Origin of the sequence: Geodermatophilus siccatus (genome assembly GCF_900103785.1) — a bacterium.
Classification (GTDB): domain Bacteria; phylum Actinomycetota; class Actinomycetes; order Mycobacteriales; family Geodermatophilaceae; genus Geodermatophilus; species Geodermatophilus siccatus.
Genome location: NZ_FNHE01000001.1, coordinates 165,938 through 188,923 on the forward strand (window position 1 = coordinate 165,938; position 22,986 = coordinate 188,923).

Here is a 22,986-nt window from a genome sequence, read left to right on the forward strand (position 1 = left end):
CCGCCCGGGGCCGTACGGCTAGGCGGTGGCGAGGACCGTGCCCTGGCCCAGCACCAGGTCGCCGCGCTCGGCGTCGGGGGCGTAGAGCACCGCCGACTGCCCGGGCGCCACACCGCGCTGCGGCGACCCCAGCAGCAGCCGGAGGCCGCCGTCGTCCCCCGCGGTCACCCGGCACGGCACGGGGGTCCCGTGCGCCCGCAGCTGGACCTCCGCGGGGAACGGCAGCGCGGGCGCGGTGCCCGTCCAGGTCGGCGGCGCGGTGCGGACCTCCGCCACCCCGGCGAGGTCGGCGGTGCCGATGGTCACGGTGCGGGTCACCGGCTCGATGCCGAGCACGTAGCGGGGCCGGGAGTCGCCGACGGCGACGCCGAGCCCGCGCCGCTGGCCGACGGTGAAGCCGTAGGCGCCCGCGTGCTCCCCCACCGTCGCGCCGGTGGCGGCGTCCACGACCGGCCCGGGCTGCACGCCGAGCCGCCGGGCGAGGAAGCCGCGGGTGTCGCCGTCGGGGATGAAGCAGATGTCGTGCGAGTCGGCCTTGGTGGCCACCGCGAACCCGCGCTCGGCGGCGATCTCGCGCACCCGCTGCTTGGTCATCGAGCCCAGCGGGAAGACCGCGCCGGCCAGCTGGTCGGCCGTGAGGACGGCGAGCACGTAGGACTGGTCCTTGGCCGCGTCGACCGACCGCCGCAGCTCCCCGCCGGCCAGCCGCGCGTGGTGGCCGGTGACGACCGCGTCGAAGCCGAGCGCCTGGGCCCGGTCCAGCACCGCGGAGAACTTGATCCTCTCGTTGCAGCGCAGGCACGGGTTGGGCGTGCGGCCGGCGGCGTACTCGGCGACGAAGTCCTCGACGACGTCCTCGGTGAAGCGTTCGGCGAGGTCCCAGACGTAGAACGGGATGCCGAGCTCGTCGGCGACCCGGCGGGCGTCGTGCGCGTCCTCGACGCTGCAGCAGCCGCGGGCGCCGCTGCGCAGCGTCCGGCGGTCCGGCGAGAGCGCCAGGTGGACGCCGGTGACGTCGTGCCCGGCCTCGACGGCCAGCGCCGCGGCCACGGCCGAATCGACCCCGCCGCTCATCGCGGCGAGCACCCTCATCGTCGCCCCATCCCGGCCCTGCGGGCGCGCTCCACGACCGGGCCGATCACGTCGAGGACGGCGTCGACGTCGGCATCGGTCGAGGTGTGCCCGAGGCTGAAGCGCAGCGAGCTGCGTGCGCGGTCGGGGTCGGCGCCGGTGGCCAGCAGCACGTGGCTGGGCCGCGCGACGCCGGCGCTGCAGGCCGACCCCGTGGAGCACTCCACGCCGCGGGCGTCGAGCAGCATGAGCAGCGCGTCGCCCTCGGCGCCGGGGAAGGACAGGTGCGCGTTGCCGGGCAGCCGCCCCGGCCCGCCGGCGACGACGTCGTCCAGCGGGGTGCCGTTGAGCTGGGCGTCGGGCACCTGTGCCACCACGCCGGCCACCAGCCGGTCGCGGAGCACCGACAGCCGCGCGGCCCGCTCCTCCCGCTCGGCGACGGCGAGGGTGGTCGCCACCTGCAGCCCGACGATCGCGGCGACGTCGAGGGTGCCGGAGCGCACGTCGCGTTCCTGCCCGCCGCCGTGCAGCAGCGGGGTGCACTCGGCCTCACGCCGCAGCAGCAGGACGCCGGCGCCCATCGGCCCGCCGAGCTTGTGGCCGGTCATGGTGAGCGCGTCGACGCCGCTGGCGGCGAAGTCGACCGGCACCTGCCCGACCGCCTGGACGGCGTCGCTGTGCAGCGGGACGCCCACGTCGTGCGCGACCTCGGCGAGCGCGGCCAGGTCGCTGACCGTGCCGATCTCGTTGTTGGCCCACATGACGCTGGCCAGGGCGACGTCCTCACCGGTGCCCAGCGCCGCGTGCAGCGCCTCGGGGGTGATCCGGCCGGTCGGCTCGACGGGCAGCCAGGTGACGTCGGCGCCGTCGTGCTTGGCCAGCCACTCGACGCTGTCGAGCACCGCGTGGTGCTCGGCGGGGCTGACCACGATGCGCCGGCGGCGGGAGTCGGCGTCGCGCCGGGCCCAGAACAGGCCCTTGACGGCGAGGTTGTCGCTCTCGGTGCCGCCGCCGGTGAACAGCACCTCCGACGGGCGGGCGCCCAGCGCCTCGGCCAGCCGCTCGCGCGACTGCTCGGCGACCCGGCGCGCGGCGCGGCCGCTGGCGTGCAGCGAGGAGGCGTTGCCCACGCGGCCCAGCTGCTCGGTCATCGCGGCCAGCACCGCGGGCAGCATCGGCGTGGTCGCCGCGTGGTCCAGGTACACCGCCTCGGAGCTGCTCATGACGCCGCCAGGGTAGTCCCGGCGCCGCGGACCGCCTCCCGCGGCGGAGCAGCCGCCCGCCCGGCCAGCCGTGCGCCCAGCAGCGCGAGGGCGGTGCAGACGGCGATGGACGCCGCCACGGCCGCGGGCAGACCGAGCAGCCCCTGCGTGGCCGCCGCGACGAGGACGCCGGCCAGCCCGATGGACAGCGCCGACAGGGTGACGTCGGCGATCTGCAGCGCGGCCGAGTCCGCACCCCTGCGGTGCTCCGGTGACTGCTCGAGCAGCAGGACGCCGACGCTGGGCATCCCGAAGCCCATGCCCAGGCCGGCGAGCGCCCAGGTCAGGTAGGCCGGCCAGCCGCCCAGCGCGGGGACCGCGGCCAGCACGGTCGCGGCCAGGCCCACGGCGAGCAGCACGAAACCGAGCCGCAGCAGCCGCTCCCGCGGCACCTGCGCGAAGCGGCCCTGCATCTGCGAGGCCAGCGCCCAGCCGACCGCGCCGGCGGTCAGCGGCAGACCCGCGGCGGTCGGGCTGTAGCCGTGCACGGTGGTGAGCAGCAGCGGGATCAGCGCGTCCATGCCGAAGAAGGCGCCGGCCAGGAGTCCACGGGAGGCGACCACCGCCGGCAGCCCCGGAGCGACGCGGGCGGTCCCGCGCGGCAGCAGCGGGCGCAGGCCGGCGAGCAGGGCGCCCGCGCCGACGACGGCGACCGGCACCGCCACCAGGTCCAGGCGCTGGCCGGCGTACTGCAGCGCCGCGATGCCCAGACCGGCGAGCACCGCACACCAGCGGCGTCCCCGCGCCGGGGGTGGCGGGGAGTCCGGCGCGGTCAGGGAACGGCCGGCCGAGAGCACCAGCAGGGCGCCGAGGACGATCAGCGGCAGCAGGCCGAGGAAGACCAGCCGCCAGCTGGCGTGCGTGGTGACCAGCCCGGCCAGGACCGGCCCCACCAGGGCCGGGAGCACCCACGCCGCGGAGATGGCGCCGAACAGGCGGGGCCGCAGCGAGGAGTCGTAGGCCTGCCCCGCGATGACGTACAGCAGGACCACCATGACGCCGGCGCCGAGCCCCTGGAGCGCCCGGCCGGCGACGAAGACCGCCATGCTCCCGGCCAGCCCGGCGACCAGCAGCCCCGCGGCGAAGGCCGCGACGCCCCAGGGCAGCGCGCTGCGGGGGCCGCGGCGGTCACCGGCGTCCCCGCCGACGACCATGCCCACGACCGAGGCCACGAGGAAGGCGCTGAACGGCCAGCCGTACCAGGCCAGCCCGTCGAGCTCGGCGACCGCGGTCGGCATCGCCGTCCCGACGGCCATGGCCTCGAACGCGATGAAGGTGACGAGCATGAGCAGGCCCGCCGTCGTCCGCCGGTGCGCCCGGTCGAGGATCCCCGGCACCGTGCTCGCGTCCACCTCTCCGCCAACCCGGTCAGGGCCGGGACGCTTCCCGCCGGACAGGCGTCGAGCGCCGGTCCCCGACGGGACCGGCGCTCGACGTGGCGACGTACTGGAACGGCCCCGTCCCCCCACCCTGAGCGTGCGAAGGGCGGGGAGGACGGGGTCCTTCACTTGCGGGCGTTGATGGCCTCGGTGGCCTGCGGGACGACGGTGTTCAGGTCGCCCACGACGCCGAAGTCGGCCAGCTCGAAGATCGGGGCCTCGGGGTCCTTGTTGACCGCCACGATCGTCTTCGAGGTCTGCATGCCGGCCCGGTGCTGGATGGCGCCGGAGATGCCGACCGCGATGTAGAGCTGCGGGCTGACGGTCTTGCCGGTCTGCCCCACCTGGAAGGTGTGCGGGTAGTAGCCGGAGTCGACCGCGGCGCGGGAGGCGCCGACCGCCGCACCGAGGGAGTCCGCGAGCGCCTCGATGATGGAGAAGTTCTCCGCCGAGGCGACGCCGCGACCGCCGGAGACGACGATCGAGGCCTCGGTCAGCTCCGGGCGGGAGGACTTCTGCTCCACGACCCGGTCGACGACGCGGGTGGCCTTGGCGGCGTCGGACAGCTGCACCGCCACCTGCTCCTCCTCGGCCGCGCCGGGAGCCGGCTCGGGGGTGACCGAGTTGCCGCGCACCGTGTAGATCGGGGTGCCGACGGTGACCTTGGAGTGCACGATCGTCGCCCCGGCGAAGGCGACCTGGGTCGCGGTGCCGTCGGGGGCGATCTCGGTGACGTCGGTGAGGAAGCCGCTGCCGGTCTTGATGGCCAGCCGGCCGGCGATCTCCTTGCCCTCCGGGGAGGACGGGATGACCACCGCGGCGGGCTGCTTCTCGGCCACCAGCTGCGCGAGCACCTCGGCCTTGGGCGCGACCAGGTACTGGTCGACCTCCTCGGACTCGGCGACGTAGACCCGCTGCGCGCCGTACTCGGCCAGCTGGGCCTTGGCGGCGGCCGCCGCGCCGGGGCCGCCGACGACGACCGCGGAGGGCTCGCCGAGCGCGCGGGCGGCGGTCAGCGCCTCCAGCGTGGTCTTGCGGACCCCCTCACCGGCCGGGTTGAGCTCGACGAGGACCAGCACCTCGGACCCGTTGACCTCTGCCATGACTGTGTCTCCTCCTGCGCTTCGATCCGGGTCAGACGATCTTCTGGGTGGCCAGGAAGTCCACCAGCTTCGCGGCGCCGTCGCCCTCGTCGTCGACCTTGACACCGGCGCCCTTCGGCGGGCGGCCGGCGAAGTCGAGCACCTGGCTGGTGGCGGTGGCCAGACCGACCGTGGAGGGGTCGATGCCGAGGTCGGCCAGCGACTTCTTCTGCACCGGCTTCTTCTTGGCGGCCATGATCCCCTTGAAGGAGGGGTAGCGCGGCTCGTTGATGGTGTCCCAGGTGGACACGATCGCCGGCAGCGGCGCCTCCAGTGCCCAGTAGCCGCCGTCGGTCTGCCGCTCGACCCGCGCCACGCCGCCCTCGACGGTCAGCTTGCGCGCGCCCGACAGCTGCGGGATGCCCAGCCGCTCGGCGAGCAGCGCCGGCATCACCGACAGCTGGCCGTCGGTGGACTCCGCACCGCACAGCACGATGTCGAACGGGATCTGCTGCAGCGCCGCGGCCAGGACCGCACTGGTCTGCGGGGCGCAGGCGCCGTGCATGGCGTCGTCCACCACGTGGACGGCCTTGTCCGCGCCCATCGACAGGGCCTTGCGGATCGCGTCGGCCGCCGACTCGGGGCCGACGGTCAGCACGGTGACCTCACCACCGTGGGCCTCCTTGAGCTGGAGTGCCTCCTCGATGGCGTACTCGTCGATCTCGTTGACGACGTTGTCCGCGCTGCCCCGGGCGACGGTGTTGTCCGCCGGGTCCAGGTTGCGCTCGCTCCCGGAGTCGGGGACCTGCTTGACCAGAACGACGATGTCCATCGTCAACCCACCTCCACGCATAGGGGCGCGGGCCAGCGCCCGCCTGCTCCGATAGTGGAGGTTACCGCCGGGTAACGACCGTCCCGCCGGGGGCCGGGGTGACCTGGGTCACCCCGGCCCCCGCGGGGGTTCAGCGCCCGGAGAAGGTGGCCTTGCCCGGCCCGCTCTCCAGGAACGAGCGCATGCCGGTCTTCTGGTCCTCGGTGTCGAACAGCTCGGCGAACAGCCGGCTCTCCAGGGTCAGGCCCTCGCGCAGCGGCCGGTCCAGGCCCTCGTCGATCGCCTTCTTGGCGGCGGCGAGCGCCAGCGGCGGCCCGGCGGCGAACTTGCGGGCCATGGCGACGGCGGTGTCGTACACCTCGGCGTCCGGGACGACGGCGTCGGCCAGCCCGACCTCCAGCGCCTCCTCCGCACCGACGTGGCGGCCGGTGAAGACCAGGTCCTTGGCCTTGGCCGGGCCGATCAGGCGGGCCAGCCGCTGGGTGCCGCCGGCGCCGGGGATGACGCCGAGCAGGATCTCGGGCTGACCGACCTTCGCGCCGGCCCCCATGACCCGGAAGTCGGCGCACAGGGCCAGCTCGTAGCCGCCGCCGAGCGCGTAGCCGGTGATGGCGGCGATGACCGGCTTGGGGATCTCCTGGACCGCCGTGAAGGAGTCCGTGAGCTCCCGGCCCCAGGCCACCATGCTGCGGCCGTCGAGCTGGGACATGGCCTTGATGTCCGCGCCGGCGGCGAAGACCCGCTCCCCGCCGTAGAGCACGACGGCGCGCACGTCCTCGCGCTCGCCGGCCTCCAGGGCCGCGGCGCGCACCTCCAGGTGCAGCTGCTCGTCGATCGCGTTCATCTTCGGCCGGTCGAGGCGGATGGTCCCCACCCCGTCCTCGACCTGCAGCGTCACGAACTCCGGATCTGCCACGGGGACCTCCTGGCGGTGGACGACGTCGTCGCCCGCACCCTAGCCAGCGGCCGGCACCGCTCCCCGTGGCGGTCGGCCCGGTGACGTACGGGTACGGCCCCTCCGCAGGGCCCCGCCGCGGGCTCGCGAGTGGTGGCAGAGGGTCCTCCCTCAGGCGGCCGGCGGCAGGTACTGCAGCCGGCTGTCCTCGAAGATCCGGCGGTCGGGTGCCACGACGAGCTCCGCGTCCCCGCGGGCGGCCTCGAGCGCGGCGACCAGGAACCCGCAGCGATGGGTCGAGGGCACGCGGTACCCCGGCCCGGTGACCACCCAGATGCCCGACCCGTCGCCGGCGCGCTGCAGCACGTCGCCGGCGACGGCGGCCGACGGCGTGCTCGTCATGCGGGCCTCGTAGTCGGTCCAGTCGACCCGGTCGGCCGGGCGCAGGTCCGGGTAGACGACCAGGTCCAGCCCGGCCTCCGGCGGCACCAGCCGGGCCACCGCGGGCCCGAGCTGGTCGGGGCAGAAGACGACGAGGTCGCCGGGGGCCGCGTCGTCCAGCGCCCGGGCCACCTCCCCGGCCTGCGTGCGGGGCTCCGCCACCTGGGGCAGCGCGGTGGCCAGCCCCAGACCGGCGACCGCCACCAGCGCGGCGGCGCGGACGGCGGGCCCCGGCAGGGCCGCCACGCCCAGCGCGGCCAGCGTCAGGAAGGCGAGCACCGCCACGCTGGTGTAGCGGTCGTGGACCGCGGTGCCCGTGAGCCGGCTGACCTCGCCGGCCACCAGCAGCGTGCCCAGCGACAGTGCCAGCAGCACCAGGCGCGAGCGGCGCGGCCGCAGGGACAGGACCACCGTGCGCTCGCCGGGGCCCCGGGCGGCGGCCGCGGCGAGCAGGCCGACGGTGGCCAGCAGCAGCAGCGCCGTCCCGAGGACGTGGGCACGCACCTGGCCGCCGCCCTGCCACGCCTCCAGCGCCAGGGGCAGCACCGCGAAGCCGGGCGAGGCGGCCCACGGGGTCCCGGTGTGGGCCAGCTGCACGAGGAACGACAGCAACCAGGGGCTGAACAGCAGCCCGCCCAGGGCCAGCCCGGCGAGCAGGCGCAGCGCCGGGCCGCGGCGGAACGGCAGCGCCGCGAGCGCGAGCACCCCGGTGACCGCGACGACGTGGAACGCCCACACGTGCGTCAGCAGCAGGGCGCCGGTGACCGCGCCGAACCCGAGGACCGGCCCGGCGCCGGGGCGGCGCACCACCGCGGTGCCCGCGCCGATGCCGATCACGGTCAGCAGCACCAGCAGCGCGTACATCCGCGTCTCGCTGGCGTAGCGGATCAGGAAGGGCGAGGTCGCCAGCAGCACGACCAGCGCGGCCGCCGCGCGGCGGCCGGCCAGCCGGCGGGCGGCGTACCAGGCGAGCGGCAGGGTGAGGACGCTGATGACCGCCGACAGGGCGCGCACCGCGGTCGCGCTGGTCCCGAACAGCGCCGTCCAGACGTGCAGGAGCAGGTAGTACAGCGGCGGCGACCCGTCCTGCTCCAGCGCGGCGAACAGGGCCGGCAGCGGCAGGTGGGCGATCGCGACGCTCTGCGCCTCGTCGAGCCAGAGCTCCGGCGGGGCGACGAAACGGGTGACCACCCCGGCGGTGACGAGACCGCCGAGGAGGACCCACAGGACGGCGACCGACCACGGCTGACCGGAGCGCTCGCCGAGGCGGGTCCACAGGGCGGACCGGCGGGCCGGGCGGACCGGCGCCGGGGAGGTGGGGGCGGCCTGCGTGCCGCCGAGCCTAGGCAGCACGCGGAGAACGGCGGGGCGGCCACCCGGGGGCCCCGGAGACGGCGGACCCGGCGGGTCCCGCTCCGACGTCGACGGTGGAGCCGGTCCCCGGCAGTGGCCTGCGCACGCGTCCTCCGAAGCTCTCCCGGTGCCCCCGGGTCCTGATCCGCCGCGCTGGTCCTCCCGGCACGGCGAGACGGCGACACCCCGGGCTCCTGGAGCGGAACCCGGGGTCAGCCCGTCGGGGCGGCCGCGCTGCCGCCCCCCGCAGTCTGACCGGACGCCGGGTCGGCGCGCCACAGCACCCCCAGGCCGGACGGCGAGGTCGCCACCTGTGCGTAGTGGGCCGACAGCTCTGCGGTGACGGCGCGGGTGCCCGCGGCCCGCCGCACGTCGGGGTCCGCCCGGTCCAGGCCCAGCACGACGACCGCGTCGAGGTCACCGCGCACCGCGGGCAGGTCGACCACCGGCGGGATGCGCTCGAGCCCGCGCATCTGCGGGTCGGCGTCCAGCCGCTGCCGCAGGTACGGCGGCCCGTCGAAGCGCACCTGGAAGTAGTCGTGCACCGCCTCGTAGTGGCCGACGTCGACGCCGCCCGCGCGGACGGCCAGCCGGCTGGACTCGTGGCGCAGCGGGTCCGGGAAGCCGGTGCCGGGCGAGACGACCGACCGGTCGTACTGCAGGACGGCGATCGTCGAGCCCGGCGGGATGTGCTCGGCCAGCGCCAGCAGCTCGGCCACCTCCTCGGCCGCGGCGGACTCCGCGGGCAGCCGGGTGATGGCGGCGGCCGAGGCGGCGGCGACCAGGAGCACGGCCGCGGCGGCGCCGGCGCGCGGGCCCGGGGCGCGGGTGGCCGCCCACAGCACCAGCAGCAGTGGGGGGAACCAGGCGAGCCGGGCGGCGAGGAAGCCGAAGTCGGTGCTCAGGCGGTCCGGCGTCAGCCAGTAGACCGCCGTGACGCCGACGAGCAGCAGCCCGAGGGCGACCCGCTCTGGCCCCAGCCCGGGATCGCCCGGCCGCGCCCGCCGCAGCGCCGCGGCGGCGAGGACGGCGAGCACGACGACGGTGAGCAGCGCCGGCAGCCGCTCCGCGCCCCAGCCGGTGACGAACGGCCGCAGGCCGGTGACGAGCTCCCCGAGCCGCCGTGACGACGCCGCGAGGTCGCCCTCGGCCGGCGGCCCCTCCCCCGTCGCCAGGTAGCCGGCGGTCAGCGCGGCCGACGGCAGGACGGCCACCAGCACCGGGACGGCGTGCCGGCCGACGGCGGCGGGGACCGGCTGCCCACCGCGGACCGCCCCGGTGGCGCGCACCCCCGCCAGCGCCAGCGCGCTGCCGGCCGCGAACACCCACGGCAGCAGGTGGGCGCTCCAGGTCAGCACCAGCAGCCCGGCCAGGCCCGCTGCCGCCGGGAACCGCCACCCGTCCCGGCGGCGCAGCACCAGGGCGAGGACCAGCAGCGCCCCGATCACCCCGAGCACGAAGTTGTAGAAGCCGTAGGCCACCAGGTGGCTCCCGGCGAGGGGCAGCGCCGCCGCGGCCAGCCACCAGGCCCGCCGGTCGAGGGCGCGCACCGCGCCGGCCAGCGCGCCGACCAGCCCGACCACCAGACCGGCGACCAGCAGCTTCTCCCCGCCGTCCGGCCCGGCCAGGGGCACCAGCCCGGCCAGCAGCAGTGTGGCCAGCATGTTGGGCACCGGCGTCAGGTCGGTGCGGTAGTGCTCGGCCAGCACCGCGCCGGTCGCGCCGTCGTCCCCGGAGTGCAGCAGCACCCAGGCCCCGGCGACGTGCGCCGGGCCGTCCTGGCTGAGCACCGTGGGGAACAGCACCAGGGGCAGCAGCTGGACGACGACCCCGAGCGCCAGGGCCACCCCCGCCACGACCGCCGGCAGCGACGGGCGCCGACGCGGGCCATCCGGCGCCGCAGCGACGCCGGCCGGCCTCCTCCAGGGCACCACCCCGAGCTTGCGCGGGGTGGGGCGGAGGAGGTCCTTCATCTACGCCGCCCGGCGGGCGGTCCAGCGCCCGTCGGCGCGCTGCACCTGCAGCGCCAGGCCGAAGGTCTCCGACAGCGCCTCCTGGGTGACCACCTGCTCCAGCGGCCCGGCCGTGACGACCTCCCCGCCGCGCAGCAGCAGCGCGTGGGTGTAGCCCGGCGGGATCTCCTCGACGTGGTGGGTCACCAGCACCTGCGCCGGGGCGTACGCGTGGCGGGCGAGGTCGGTCAGCCGGCTGACCAGGTCCTCGCGGCCGCCGAGGTCCAGCCCTGCGCCCGGCTCGTCGAGCAGCAGCAGCTCCGGGTCGGGCATGAGGGCGCGGGCGATCTGCACCCGCTTGCGCTCGCCCTCGCTGAGCGTGCCGAACGGGCGGTGCGCCATCGGGGTCACGCCCCACTGCTGCATGAGCATCGCCGCGCGGGTGAGGTCGTGGACGTCGTAGCGCTCCCGCCAGCGGCCGACCACCGCGTACCCGGCGGAGAGGACGACGTCGCCGGTGCGCTCGCCGGGCTCGATCCGCTGGGCCAGCGCGGCGCTGGTCAGCCCGATCCGCGGCCGCAGCTCGAAGACGTCGACCGCCCCGAGGGTCTCCCCGAGCAGCGTGACCTCGCCGCGGGTGGGGTGCATCTGCGCCGCGGCCAGCTGCAGCAGCGTCGTCTTGCCCGCGCCGTTGGGGCCGAGGACCACCCAGCGCTGGTCGGCCTCGACCGTCCAGTCGATGCCGCGCAGCAGGTGCGTCTCCCCGCGCACGACGTCCACACCCTGCATCTCGACGACCGGATCGCTCGACACGACCCCATCCAACCAACCCGCACCCGGTCCCGCGCCGCTGCGACCCGGAGCCGGCCGGGGCTGACAGGATCGCCGGCGTGCGCAACAGCCCGGACGAGTACGAGGTGTGGCCCGGCCGACCCGCCCCCCTGGGCGCCCACTGGGACGGCACCGGCACCAACTTCGCGCTGTGGTCGGCCGGCGCGCACGCGGTCGACCTGTGCCTGTTCGACGAGGACGGCACCGAGCACCGGCACCGGCTGCAGGAGAACACCCACCAGGTGTGGCACGGCCGGCTGCCCGGCGTCGGCCCCGGCCAGCGCTACGGCTACCGCGTGCACGGCGGATGGGACCCCAGTGCCGGACAGCGGTACAACCCGGCCAAGCTGCTGCTGGACCCCTACGCCCGCGCCGTCGACGGCGACCAGACCCTGCACCCGGCCCTGTTCGGCTTCCGGTACGAGGGCGGTGAGGGCCCCGACCCGCGCGACTCCGCGCCGTACGTGCCGCGCGGGGTCGTCGTCCGCGACGCCTTCCCGTGGGACGGCGACCGCTCCCCCGCCACCCCCTGGTCGGACACGGTCATCTACGAGGTGCACGTCAAGGGCGCGACGACCCGCCACCCCGACGTCCCCCCGGCGCTGCGCGGCACCTACGCCGGGCTGGCCCACCCCGCGTTCGTCGAGCACCTGCAGTCCCTCGGCGTGACCGCCGTCGAGCTGCTGCCGGTGCACCAGTTCGTCAGCGAGCCGCACCTGCTGCGCCGCGGGCTGACCAACTACTGGGGCTACAACACGCTGGGCTACTTCGCCCCGCACGCGGCCTACAGCTCCTCGGGCACGGCCGGGCAGCAGGTCACCGAGTTCAAGGCGATGGTCAAGACGCTGCACGCCGCGGGCATCGAGGTGGTCCTCGACGTCGTCTACAACCACACCGCCGAGGGCGACCACACCGGCCCGACGCTGTCGTTCAAGGGCATCGACAACGGCGGCTACTACCGGCTGCGCGAGGGCGAGCCCTCCCGCTACCAGGACTACACCGGCTGCGGGAACACCCTCGACGTCCGCCGTCCCCAGGTGCTGGCGCTGCTCATGGACTCGCTGCGCTACTGGGTCACCGAGATGCACGTCGACGGCTTCCGCTTCGACCTCGCCGCCGCGCTGGCCCGCTCGCTGCACGACGTCGACCGGCTCTCGGCCTTCTTCGACGTCGTCCACCAGGACCCGGTGGTCAGCCAGGTGAAGCTGATCGCCGAGCCGTGGGACGTCGGCCCCGGCGGCTACCAGGTGGGCAACTTCCCGCCGCTGTGGACGGAGTGGAACGGCCGGTACCGCGACACCGTCCGCGACGTGTGGTCCGGCGCCCGCGTCGGGGTGCGCGACCTGGCCTACCGGCTGACCGGCTCGTCGGACCTCTACCGCTCCGACGGCCGCCGTCCCTTCGCCAGCGTGAACTTCGTGACCGCCCACGACGGCTTCACCCTCGCCGACCTGGTCACCTACGAGCACAAGCTCAACGAGGACAACGGCGAGGACAACCGGGACGGCGAGAGCCACAACCGCAACTGGAACTGCGGGGTGGAGGGCCCGACCGACGACGCGGAGGTCTGCGCGCTGCGGGGCCGGCAGGTGCGCAACCACCTGGCCACGCTGCTGCTGTCGACCGGCGTCCCGATGCTCACCGCCGGCGACGAGCTGGGCCGCACCCAGGGCGGCAACAACAACGCCTACTGCCAGGACAACGAGATCTCCTGGCTGGACTGGGCCGACGTCGACGAGGACCTGAGGGCCTTCGTCGGCCGCCTGCTGCGGCTGCGCCGGGAGTCGCCGGTGCTGCGGCAGGAGGCCTTCTTCGAGGGCCACGAGGTCGCCGACACCGGCGGCACCCGCGACCTGGCCTGGTTCGCCCCCGGCGGCGCGCAGCTGGACACCGGCGACTGGTTCGACAACGACCTGCAGACGATCGGGATGTACCTCGACGGCCGCGGGATCCGGCACCGCGACCAGCGCGGCCGGCCGGTGCAGGACGACTCCTACCTGGTGCAGCTGCACGCCGGCGCCGAGCCGGTCACCGTGCAGCTGCCCGGCGCTCCGTGGGCCGACGGCTACGAGTTCGTCGTCTCGACCGAGTGGTCCACCGGCGCGCCGCCGCGTCCGACCGCGGTCGCGCCCGGCCCGATCGAGGTGCCGCCCCGCTGCGTCTGGCTGCTGCGCGTCCTCCGGAGGCCGTGACCCCGCGGTCCCACCGGCCCCGTTGCCGGGGCTGCCCGCGCCGCGCGGGTGCGGCAGCGCCGGCAGAGCACGGGGAACGCCGGCACCGGCCCGCCCGACTCCCGCGCGGTTCCTGCCGCTCCCACGCCGGTGCACCGGCGCGAGGGCAGGCGGAACAGCGCGGGGGCGGAGCCCCCCGGTCCCCAGAACGCCGGGAGCCCCGGTCCGCGCGGACCGGGGCTCCCGTACCGGCCCCCTGCAGGGTCCCGCCGCGAGCGTGCGAGTGGCGGGGCCAGGGGGCCTTCGTCTAGTCGGGCTGCTGCTCGAAGGTGATGACCGTCCAGCCCAGCAGCAACCGGTCGCCGTCGGAGAGCGGGTGGGCGACGCCCGGCTCGAGCTGGGTCCACTCGGTGGCCTCGGGACCGGCGACGTGGGTGCCGTTGAGCGAGCCCAGGTCGACCAGCGACACCTCGCGGCCGTTGCGCTGGATCGCGGCGTGCGCCGAGGAGAGCACGTTCTGGGTGTCGGCGATCGGCACCGGCCGCGCCGAGCCCGCCGTGACCAGCTCGTGGTTGTCCGGACGCCGGCCGAGCACCAGGTCCTCGTCGACCGTCACGACCAGGCCGTCGTCGAAGCGCAGCACCGGGGGAGGTGCGGTGTCGGGCTTCCAGAACGCGGTCGCCTCCCCCTCGTCCTCCTGCGGCCGCGAGGGGGCGGCCGTCGCGCCGTAGCCCGAGGAGCCCGCGCTGCCGAAGCCGGCGTCCGAGCTCGCGGTGAACGACGACGCCGCGGTCTGCGGGCCGGCGGCCGACGACGGGTGCGCCACCGCGGCGAGCTGCAGCATCGCGCCCGAGCCGGGGACCGTGCCCTCGACCAGGTCGTAGGCGACGCCCGGCGGCATGGAGGGCACCGGCTGGCCGGGACCGACGTAGAGGGTCTGGCCGAGCTGGAAGCCGCTGGCGAGGGTGCAGCCGTCGACCGACGAGCCCGACACCGGGACGCCGTCCACGGCCGGCTGGCCCTTGCCGGACCACAGCGCGACGCCGGTGCCCGAGTCGCCCGCGGTGTCGACGAGGACCAGCGCGAAGGAGGCCGAGCTGCCGCCGAGCGCGGAGACCTGCCCGGCGATCGCCCCGAGGACACGCTCCGCGCCGGGACCGGACACCCCCAGGCAGGCGTGCAGCGCGGCGACCAGAGCCGGCGAGCCGGGGGCGTCCACCCACAGCAGGCCGCCTCCGCGTCGGGCGACGACGGAGTCGCCTGGCAGGACTTCACAGCGGTCGGGCATGGCGTCCAGCCTAGAGGCGACTCACCCGCCTGGGTGACCGGTCCTTCCCGCCACGCCGATCACCCGACGGGCCGGCGGGACCCCTGGGACCGACGTGGCAGGTGTGCTGCCCGTGGCTCCGCCCGCACCTGGTGACGTGCTGGAACGGCCACCCTCCGAGGGCCCGTGCCGAGCCTGCGAGGCGTGGGGGAAGGAGCAAGGACCTCCCTGCCCCCGAGAAGGACCTCCCTGCCCCCCGCCGCTCCGGGCTCGCGGCGGGACCCTGCACGGGGGCCGTTCGAGGCCCGCAGCGGGACCCTGCGGGAGGCCGGTCAGGCGCTTGCGACGACCCCCAGTTCGGCCGGGTCGGCCAGGTGCTCGGAGTGCGGCAGCACGCGCACCGTGTACCCGAAGGCACCGGTGCGCTCCAGCGGGACCGTGGCGGTGAACCAGTGCCGCGACCCCTCGGTGTGCTCGTGCGCCATGGGCAGCGTGGTCACCTCGTGCAGGCCGTCGGCGTCGTCCACCCGCCCGTAGGCCGCCTGCACCTGGACGTCGGTCGGCATGAGCCCCGGCAGCTCCACCTCCGCCCGCAGCGCCAGCGTCGAGCCGATCTCCGGGGTGTCGCCGGCGCCGGTGGCCTCGACGTGCGCGACCCGCACGGTGCTCCAGCGGTCGAGCAGCCGGGCGCGCCAGACGGCCTCGGTGCGGGCCGCCCCGTAGCCGGACTCGGCCATCGCCCGGGCGGAGCCGGCCGCCGGCACGTAGAGCTGCTGCACGTAGTCGCGCACCATCCGGGTCGCCAGCACCTTGGGGCCGGTCTCGCGCAGCGTGTGCCGCACCATCTCGACCCAGCGGCTGGGGACGCCGTCCCGGTCGGTCTCGTAGAAGCGCGGGATCACCTGGTTGCCGAGCAGCTCGTAGATGGCCCGCGCCTCGATGTCGTCGCGGCGCTCGGGGTCGGCGACGCCGTCGGCGGTGGGGATGGCCCAGCCGTTCTGGCCGTCGAACCACTCGTCCCACCAGCCGTCGCGGATGGAGAGGTTCAGCCCGCCGTTGAGCGCGGCCTTCATGCCCGAGGTGCCGCACGCCTCCAGCGGGCGCAGCGGGTTGTTCAGCCAGACGTCGCAGCCCCAGTAGAGGTAGCGGGCCATGCCGATGTCGTAGCCGGGCAGGAAGGCGATGCGGTGCCGGATCGCGGGGTCGTCGGCGAACTTCACCATCTGCTGGATCAGCTGCTTGCCGCCGTCGTCGGCCGGGTGGCTCTTGCCGGCGATGACCAGCTGCACCGGACGCTCGGGGTCGAGCAGCAGCGCCCGCAGCCGCTCGGGGTCGCGCAGCATGAGGGTCAGCCGCTTGTAGGAGGGCACCCGGCGGGCGAAGCCGATCGTGAGGACGTCGGGGTCGAACGCGCTGTCGGTCCACCCCACCTCGGACTCCGCGGCGCCGCGGGACAGCGCCGTGTCCCGCAGCCGGCGGCGCACCTCCTCGACCAGCCGGCCGCGCAGCATCCGGCGGGTGCTCCACAGCTCGCCGGAGGGGATGCGGTCCACGCCGTCGAAGTGCACCGGGCCCTCGACGTCGACCGGGTCGCCCTGGCTGCTGACCTGGGTGCCCATCTCGACCAGCTCGCGCGCGGTCCAGGTGGGCGCGTGCACGCCGTTGGTGATCGAGCTGATCGGCACGTCGCCCTCGTCGAAGCCCGGCCACAGGCCGCGGAACATCGACCGGCTGACGTGCCCGTGCAGCTGGCTGACGCCGTTGGCGCGCTGGCCCAGCCGCAGGCCCATGTGCGCCATGTTGAACTTGGCCGGGTCCTCCTCGGCGCCCAGCGGGATGAGGTGGTCCAGCGGGACGCCGAAGCCGGCGAAGTAGCGCTCGATCAGCGCCCGCGGGAAGCGGTCGATGCCCGCCGGGACCGGCGTGTGCGTGGTGAACACGGTGCCGGCGCGCACTGCCTGCAGCGCCTCGGAGAAGGACAGCCCGTGCGACTCGGTGAGCTCGCGGATCCGCTCGATCCCGAGGAAGCCCGCGTGCCCCTCGTTGGCGTGGTAGACCTCCGGCGCCGGCGTCCCGGTGAGCTGGCAGTAGGCGCGCAGCGCCCGCACGCCGCCGATGCCGAGCAGCATCTCCTGGCGCAGCCGGTGGTCCTCGTCGCCGCCGTAGAGGCGGTCGGTGACCCCGCGCTCGGCCGGCGTGTTCTCCTCGATGTCGCTGTCGAGCAGCAGCAGCGCCACCCGGCCGACCTGGGCCCGCCACACGTGCGCGAACAGCGTGCGCCCCTCAGGCAGCGGGACGTTGATGACGACGGCGGTGCCGTCGGGCTGGCGCAGCAGCTTCAGCGGCAGGCCGTGCGGGTCCAGCGACGGGTAGTGCTCCAGCTGCCAGCCGTCGGCCGACAGGCCCTGCTCGAAGTAGCCGGCCCGGTACAGCAGCCCCACGCCGACCAGCGGGACGCCGAGGTCGGAGGCGGCCTTGAGGTGGTCGCCGGCGAGGATGCCCAGACCGCCGGAGTACTGCGGCAGCACCTCGGTGATGCCGAACTCCGCGGAGAAGTAGGCGACCGTCGCCGGCGCCCCCTCCCCGAGCGACTGGTACCAGTGCGGCGCCGACAGGTACTCCTGCAGGTCATCGACGACGTCCTGCAGCCGGCGCACGAACCGCCGGTCCCGCGCCAGGGTGGCCAGCCGCTCGGCCGAGACCTCGCCCAGCACCTTCACCGGGTCGCCGTTGCAGGTCCGCCACAGCTCGGGGTCCAGCGCCTCGAAGAGGTCACGGGTCTCGGCGTGCCAGGACCACCGGAGGTTGGTGACCAGCTGGGACAGCGGCAGCAGCTCCTCGGGGAGCGATGCCCGGACGGTGAACCGGCGGAGTGCGCGCACGGGCCGAGACTAGCGACGCCCCCCACGGCCGTCGGAGCGGTGCACCGCCCGACGCGCGAGGATGAGCCATGGCCAGCCGACGTCCCGGTCACCCCTCCGTCCCACCCGTCCCGCACCACGAGCGCCAGGCCACTGCCGCCGATGTGCTCACCCGACGCGCCCTCGATAGCGTGGCGGGGATGACTGGCCGCGCAGACCTCCGCCTCGGCATCACCGATGTCGCCCCCGTCGTGTCCTGCGGCGCGTTCTCCGCGCGCGCCGTGGTCGGTGAGCACCTGCCGATCACCGCCACCGTCTTCCGCGAGGGCCACGACGCCGTCGCGGCCGACGTCGTCGTGACGGGCCCGGACGGCTCGCGTCAGCCGTTCAACCGGATGGAGCGCTTCGGCGACCAGCCCGACCGCTGGCTGACCACCGTCGTCCCCGACCGCGAGGGCCGGTGGACCTACCGGGTGGAGGCCTGGAGCGACCCGCTGTCGACCTGGCACCACGCCGTCGAGGTGAAGATGGCGGCCGGTCAGGGCCCCGAGGAGCTCGCCAACGACCTGGAGGAGGGCGCCCGGCTGCTCGACCGGGTGGCCGCCGAGGCCGGCGACGACTGGCGGGACCGGGTGACCGAGGCCGCCGCGGCCCTGCGCGACACCTCCCGCGAGCTGCCGGCCCGGGTGGCCCCGGCGCTGGCCGAGGCGCTGCAGCGCTACCTGCACGACCACCCGGTGCGCGAGCTGGTCACGCCCGGCCCGGAGTGCGAGGTGTGGGTCGACCGCCCGCGGGCGCTGTTCGGCTCCTGGTACGAGTTCTTCCCCCGCTCCACCGGCCCGGTGGTCGACGGCCGGGCGACCCACGGCACCTTCGCCACCTCCGCCGAGCGGCTGCCCGCGATCGCCGGCATGGGCTTCGACGTCGTCTACCTGCCGCCGATCCACCCGATCGGCACGGTCAACCGCAAGGGCCCGAACTCCCCGCAGTACCCCGGCGGCAACCCGCACGAGATCGGGCCCGACGACCCGGGGTCGCCGTGGGCCATCGGCAGCGCCGAGGGCGGGCACGACGCCGTCCACCCGCAGCTGGGCACGATGGAGGACTTCCGCGCCTTCGTCGAGCGCACCCGGGAGCTGGGCATGGAGGTGGCGCTGGACTTCGCGCTGCAGGCCGCGCCCGACCACCCCTGGGTGAAGGAGCACCCGGAGTGGTTCACCACCAAGCCCGACGGGACCATCGCCTACGCGGAGAACCCGCCGAAGAAGTACCAGGACATCTACCCGATCAACTTCGACAACGACCCCGAGGGCATCTACGCCGAGTGCCTGCGGGTCATCCGGGTGTGGATCGACGCCGGGGTGCGCATCTTCCGCGTCGACAACCCGCACACCAAGCCGCTGAACTTCTGGCACTGGCTGATCTGGACGGTCAAGGAGACCGACCCCGACGTGCTCTTCCTCGCCGAGGCGTTCACGCGGCCGGCGATGATGCACCAGCTGGCCCGCATCGGGTACACGCAGTCCTACACGTACTTCACGTGGCGCACCGAGCGCGGCGAGCTCGAGGAGTACGGCCGCGAGCTGGCCGCCAACTGCCACTACATGCGGCCGAACTTCTTCGTGAACACCCCGGACATCCTGCACGCGTCGCTGCAGCTCGGCGGCCCGCCGATGTTCAAGATCCGCGCCGCCCTGGCCGCGATGATGAGCCCGACGTGGGGTGTCTACTCGGGCTACGAGCTCTTCGAGCACGTCGCGGTGCGCCCCGGCAGCGAGGAGTACCTCGACAGCGAGAAGTACCAGCTGCGGCCGCGTGACTGGGCCGCCGCCGAGTCCTCCGAGCGCAGCCTCGTGCCCTACCTGCGCCGGCTCAACGAGGTCCGCCGCGCCCACCCGGCCCTGCAGCAGCTGCGCACGCTGCGGTTCCACCACGTGGACAACCCGAACCTCATCTGCTTCTCCAAGACCGACCCCGGCTCGCAGGACGCCGTCCTGGTCGTGGTGAACCTCTCCAGCCACCACACCCAGATCGGGACGACGGCCCTCGACCTGCCGGCGCTCGGCCTGGACTGGTACGAGCGGTTCACCGTGACCGACGAGCTGACCGGCAACAGCTGGGACTGGGGCCAGTTCAACTACGTCGAGCTGGACCCCTACCGGGAGCCGGCGCACGTCTTCTCGATCACCTACCCCCGGCAGGTCCAGGTACCGCCGCCGGTGGCGTGAGAAGGGACCCGCCCGTCCCCCACCACTCGCAGGCTCGCGGCGGGCCCCTGCAGGCGAGCCACGACCTCTCATCCGCAGCACTACCCGAGGGGCACTACCTCTGATGACCGTTCCCGTCCCCGACTCCCCCGCCGGCCGCCCCGAGGTGACGCCGTCGGCGCTGCCGGCCCCCGGCACCGACCCCGAGTGGTACAAGCGCGCCGTCTTCTACGAGGTGCTCGTCCGCGGCTTCGCCGACAGCAACGCCGACGGCGTCGGCGACCTCCGCGGCATGATCGACAAGCTGGACTACCTGCAGTGGCTCGGCATCGACTGCCTCTGGCTGCCGCCGTTCTTCGCCTCGCCGCTGCGTGACGGCGGCTACGACATCAGCGACTACACCGCGGTGCTGCCCGAGTTCGGCGACATCGAGGACTTCACGGTGCTGCTGGCCGAGGCCCACGCCCGCGGCATCCGCGTGATCATCGACTTCGTCATGAACCACACCTCGGACCAGCACCCCTGGTTCCAGGCCAGCCGCAGCGACCCCGAGGGTCCCTACGGCGACTTCTACGTGTGGAGCGACGACGACACCCGCTACGCCGACGCGCGGATCATCTTCGTCGACACCGAGAGCTCGAACTGGACCTTCGACCCGGTGCGCAAGCAGTACTTCTGGCACCGGTTCTTCTCCCACCAGCCCGACCTCAACTTCGAGAACCCGCGGGTGCAGGAGGCGATCGTCGACGCCCTGCGCTTCTGGCTGGACCTGGGCATCGACGGCTTCCGGCTCGACGCCGTCCCCTACCTCTACGAGGAGGAGGGGACCAACTGCGAGAACCTGCCCAAGACCCACGAGTTCCTCAAGCAGGTCCGCAAGGTGGTCGAGGCCGACTACCCCGACCGCGTGCTGCTGTGCGAGGCCAACCAGTGGCCGGCCGACGTCGTCGAGTACTTCGGCGAGGACGGCGACGAGTGCCAGATGGCCTTCCACTTCCCGGTGATGCCGCGCCTGTTCATGGCCGTCCGGCGGGAGCAGCGGTTCCCCATCTCGGAGATCATGGCCCAGACGCCGGACATCCCGGACAACTGCCAGTGGGGCATCTTCCTGCGCAACCACGACGAGCTGACCCTCGAGATGGTCACCGACGAGGAGCGCGACTACATGTGGGCGGAGTACGCCAAGGACCCCCGCATGAAGGCCAACATCGGCATCCGCCGCCGGCTGGCGCCGCTGCTGGACAACGACATGGACACCCTCGAGCTGTTCAACGCGCTGCTGCTGTCGCTGCCCGGCTCGCCGGTCCTCTACTACGGCGACGAGATCGCCATGGGCGACAACATCTGGCTCGGCGACCGCGACGGCGTCCGCACCCCGATGCAGTGGACGCCGGACCGCAACGGCGGCTTCTCCACCGCCGACCCGCAGCGGATGTACCTGCCGCTCAACGCCGACCCGGTCTACGGCTACCAGGTCACCAACGTCGAGTCGCAGCTGCGCAACACCAACTCGATGCTGCACTGGCTGCGGCAGATGATCCAGGTCCGCAACCAGCACCCGACCTTCGGTCTGGGCAGCTTCGCCGAGATCGGCTCGCGCAACCCGACGGTGCTCTCCTTCGTCCGCGAGTTCGGCGACGACGTGGTGCTCTGCGTCAACAACCTCTCCCGGTTCCCGCAGCCGGTGGAGCTGGACCTGCGCCGCTTCGAGGGCTACACGCCCGTCGAGCTCACCGGCCGGGTGGAGTTCCCGCAGATCGGCGTCCTGCCCTACATGCTCACCCTGGCCGGCCACGGCTTCTACTGGTTCGAGCTGGCCAAGCCGGCCGAGCCGGTGGAGGAGCCCGCCGAGACCGACGACACCTCGGTCGCCGACACCCTGCTGGCCGCGGGCCTCGTCGGCAGCGGGGAGGAACCGCCCCCGGGCGGCACGGCCGACACGGGAGGACCCCGATGAACATCCTGACCGGACTGCTCCAGGAGTGGATGCCGTCCCAGCGCTGGTTCGGCGGCAAGGGACGGGAGTGGGCCGACGTCGCGGAGGAGAGCTTCTTCCTCGACCGGTCCCACCCCGTGCTGTCGATCCACCGGGTGACGGTCACCTACACCGACGGCGTCAGGGAGACCTACCTGGTGCCGCTGTCCTGGCGCGACCACCCCGCGGAGGAGCTGACCGCGGCCCTCATCGGCACCGTCCCGCACGAGAACGGCGAGAACTACGCCTACGACGCGATGCGCGACCGCGAGGCGACCACCAGCTGGCTCACCCACCTCGCCGAGGGGGCGACGGTCGGCCCGATGCGGTTCGTCCCGGGCGAGGGTGCCGAGATCCCGGCCGGGATCCCCGGCGACATCGTCTCCACCGAGCAGAGCAACACCTCGCTGGTCTACGGGCAGGAGGCCATCCTCAAGCTGTTCCGCCGGCTCGAGCCCGGCCTGAACCCGGACGTCGAGATCCACAGCGCCCTGCGCCGGACCGACAACCCGCACATCGCGCCGCTGCTCGGCCACGCCGAGATCGACCACGACCGGGACGCCGACACCCCGCCGGCCACGGTCCTCATGCTGCAGACCTTCGTGCCCAACGCCAGTGACGGGTGGCGGCTGGCCACCGCCAGCGTGCGCGACCTCTACGCGGAGGGCGACCTGCACGCCGACGAGGTGGGCGGGGACTTCGCCGCCGACAGCGAGCGGCTGGGCGCGGCGACCGCCTCGGTGCACGCGGACATGGCGCGGGTGCTGCCGACCGAGGGAGCCGACCCGGCCTGGTTCGGCACGGTCGCCCGGCAGATGAACGAGCGGCTCGACGCCGCCATCGAGGTCGTTCCCCAGCTGGCCGAGCACGCCGACGGGCTGCGGGCGGTCTACGCGGCGGTGGCCGAGAGCCCCGAGCCCGTCGTCCGCCAGCGGGTCCACGGCGACCTGCACCTGGGCCAGGTGCTGCGCACCGCGACCGGGTGGATCGTGCTGGACTTCGAGGGCGAGCCGGCCCGCCCGCTGGCCTCGCGGCGCGAGCTGGACAGCCCGATGCGCGACGTCGCCGGCATGCTGCGCAGCTTTGACTACGCCGCCCGGCACATGCTCGTGGAGCAGCCGGGTGATCAACAACGCGCTTACCGCGCGCAGGAGTGGGCAGAGCGCAACCGCAGCGCCTTCTGCGCGGGCTACGCGGCCGCGAGCGGGATGGACGCCTGCGGCAACAGCCCGTTGCTGCGGGCGTTCGAGGCGGACAAGGCCGTCTACGAGTGCGTCTACGAGGCGCGCAACCGCCCGCACTGGCTGATGATCCCGCTGCAGTCGCTGTCCCGGCTCACCGCCGCGGGCTGAAGAAGGACCCCTCTGCCCCCCATCGCTCGCAGGCTCGCGGCGGGACCCTGCAGAG

15 protein-coding genes are annotated in these 22,986 nt (G+C 74.5%); 4 read left to right on the forward strand and 11 right to left on the reverse strand.

Features of this window, described 5'->3' with window-relative positions; translation table 11 throughout:
- Positions 1–18: 18 nt before the first annotated feature.
- The 9 genes from mnmA to BLS21_RS00810 form a co-directional block, all read right to left on the reverse strand.
- Positions 19–1,092 carry a tRNA 2-thiouridine(34) synthase MnmA gene (mnmA, locus tag BLS21_RS00770; RefSeq protein WP_091212587.1) on the reverse strand — a complete coding sequence of 358 codons (1,074 nt, stop codon included), beginning with the start codon at positions 1,090–1,092 and terminating at the stop codon, positions 19–21.
- Positions 1,089–2,294 carry a cysteine desulfurase family protein gene (locus BLS21_RS00775; RefSeq protein WP_091212590.1) on the reverse strand — a complete coding sequence of 402 codons (1,206 nt, stop codon included), beginning with the start codon at positions 2,292–2,294 and terminating at the stop codon, positions 1,089–1,091. The genes mnmA and BLS21_RS00775 overlap by 4 nt, the downstream gene beginning before the upstream one ends.
- Positions 2,291–3,685: an MFS transporter gene (locus tag BLS21_RS00780; protein WP_091212593.1), complete on the reverse strand. Its 1,395-nt coding sequence runs from the start codon at positions 3,683–3,685 to the stop codon at positions 2,291–2,293. Before BLS21_RS00780 ends, BLS21_RS00775 begins: the two co-directional genes overlap by 4 nt.
- 152 nt (positions 3,686–3,837) lie before the next feature.
- Positions 3,838–4,815, reverse strand: a complete 978-nt coding sequence (locus BLS21_RS00785; protein ID WP_091212596.1) for an electron transfer flavoprotein subunit alpha/FixB family protein — start codon at positions 4,813–4,815, stop codon at positions 3,838–3,840.
- A gap of 31 nt (positions 4,816–4,846) precedes the next feature.
- A complete protein-coding gene (locus BLS21_RS00790) occupies positions 4,847–5,626 on the reverse strand; it encodes an electron transfer flavoprotein subunit beta/FixA family protein (RefSeq protein ID WP_091212599.1) in 780 nt (259 codons plus the stop codon).
- Between the two features lie 130 nt (positions 5,627–5,756).
- Positions 5,757–6,542 carry an enoyl-CoA hydratase/isomerase family protein gene (locus BLS21_RS00795; protein ID WP_091212602.1) on the reverse strand — a complete coding sequence of 262 codons (786 nt, stop codon included), beginning with the start codon at positions 6,540–6,542 and terminating at the stop codon, positions 5,757–5,759.
- A 150-nt stretch (positions 6,543–6,692) separates the two neighbouring features.
- Positions 6,693–8,315, reverse strand: coding sequence for a glycosyltransferase family 39 protein (locus BLS21_RS00800; RefSeq protein ID WP_175479349.1), 1,623 nt, complete (start codon positions 8,313–8,315; stop codon positions 6,693–6,695).
- A gap of 212 nt (positions 8,316–8,527) precedes the next feature.
- Positions 8,528–10,288: a hypothetical protein gene (locus tag BLS21_RS00805; protein ID WP_091212607.1), complete on the reverse strand. Its 1,761-nt coding sequence runs from the start codon at positions 10,286–10,288 to the stop codon at positions 8,528–8,530.
- On the reverse strand, positions 10,289–11,080 hold the full coding sequence (locus BLS21_RS00810) for an ABC transporter ATP-binding protein (protein ID WP_245699882.1): 792 nt from the start codon (positions 11,078–11,080) through the stop codon (positions 10,289–10,291). It abuts the gene before it with no gap.
- Positions 11,081–11,157: 77 nt separating this feature from the next.
- On the opposite strand from BLS21_RS00810, the gene glgX reads away from it, so the two are divergent.
- Positions 11,158–13,290, forward strand: a complete 2,133-nt coding sequence (gene glgX, locus BLS21_RS00815; RefSeq protein WP_091212609.1) for a glycogen debranching protein GlgX — start codon at positions 11,158–11,160, stop codon at positions 13,288–13,290.
- A 286-nt stretch (positions 13,291–13,576) separates the two neighbouring features.
- Here the strand turns inward: glgX and BLS21_RS00820 are convergent, their stop codons facing one another.
- Together BLS21_RS00820 and glgP are read right to left on the reverse strand one after the other, a co-directional pair.
- Positions 13,577–14,557 (reverse strand): FHA domain-containing protein, encoded by a 981-nt coding sequence (locus BLS21_RS00820; RefSeq protein WP_091212612.1) that lies wholly within the window; start codon positions 14,555–14,557, stop codon positions 13,577–13,579.
- Between the two features lie 311 nt (positions 14,558–14,868).
- Positions 14,869–17,418: an alpha-glucan family phosphorylase gene (glgP, locus tag BLS21_RS00825; protein WP_091212614.1), complete on the reverse strand. Its 2,550-nt coding sequence runs from the start codon at positions 17,416–17,418 to the stop codon at positions 14,869–14,871.
- Between the two features lie 179 nt (positions 17,419–17,597).
- Between glgP and BLS21_RS00830 the strand changes: the two genes are divergently transcribed.
- The 3 genes from BLS21_RS00830 to BLS21_RS00840 all read left to right on the forward strand — a co-directional run bounded on the left by BLS21_RS00830 (position 17,598) and on the right by BLS21_RS00840 (position 22,931).
- Entirely contained in the window at positions 17,598–19,625 is a 2,028-nt protein-coding gene (locus BLS21_RS00830) for an alpha-1,4-glucan--maltose-1-phosphate maltosyltransferase (protein ID WP_091212618.1), read from the forward strand.
- A 103-nt stretch (positions 19,626–19,728) separates the two neighbouring features.
- On the forward strand, positions 19,729–21,561 hold the full coding sequence (gene treS / locus BLS21_RS00835) for a maltose alpha-D-glucosyltransferase (RefSeq protein WP_091212621.1): 1,833 nt from the start codon (positions 19,729–19,731) through the stop codon (positions 21,559–21,561).
- The gene (locus BLS21_RS00840) at positions 21,558–22,931 is read left to right on the forward strand and encodes a maltokinase N-terminal cap-like domain-containing protein (protein ID WP_091212624.1); all 1,374 of its coding nucleotides are present in this window, start codon (positions 21,558–21,560) and stop codon (positions 22,929–22,931) included. The genes treS and BLS21_RS00840 overlap by 4 nt, the downstream gene beginning before the upstream one ends.
- Positions 22,932–22,986 lie beyond the last annotated feature (55 nt).

Bases quoted from the DNA above. Each gene is read 5' to 3' on its own strand.
- mnmA (WP_091212587.1), bottom strand. From the start codon at position 1,092: ATGAGGGTGCTCGCCGCGATGAGCGGCGGGGTCGATTCGGCCGTGGCC.
- BLS21_RS00775 (WP_091212590.1), bottom strand. From the start codon at position 2,294: ATGAGCAGCTCCGAGGCGGTGTACCTGGACCACGCGGCGACCACGCCG.
- BLS21_RS00785 (WP_091212596.1), bottom strand. From the start codon at position 4,815: ATGGCAGAGGTCAACGGGTCCGAGGTGCTGGTCCTCGTCGAGCTCAAC.
- BLS21_RS00790 (WP_091212599.1), bottom strand. From the start codon at position 5,626: ATGGACATCGTCGTTCTGGTCAAGCAGGTCCCCGACTCCGGGAGCGAG.
- BLS21_RS00805 (WP_091212607.1), bottom strand. From the start codon at position 10,288: ATGAAGGACCTCCTCCGCCCCACCCCGCGCAAGCTCGGGGTGGTGCCC.
- BLS21_RS00820 (WP_091212612.1), bottom strand. From the start codon at position 14,557: ATGCCCGACCGCTGTGAAGTCCTGCCAGGCGACTCCGTCGTCGCCCGA.
- BLS21_RS00830 (WP_091212618.1), top strand. From the start codon at position 17,598: ATGACTGGCCGCGCAGACCTCCGCCTCGGCATCACCGATGTCGCCCCC.
- treS (WP_091212621.1), top strand. From the start codon at position 19,729: ATGACCGTTCCCGTCCCCGACTCCCCCGCCGGCCGCCCCGAGGTGACG.
- BLS21_RS00840 (WP_091212624.1), top strand. From the start codon at position 21,558: ATGAACATCCTGACCGGACTGCTCCAGGAGTGGATGCCGTCCCAGCGC.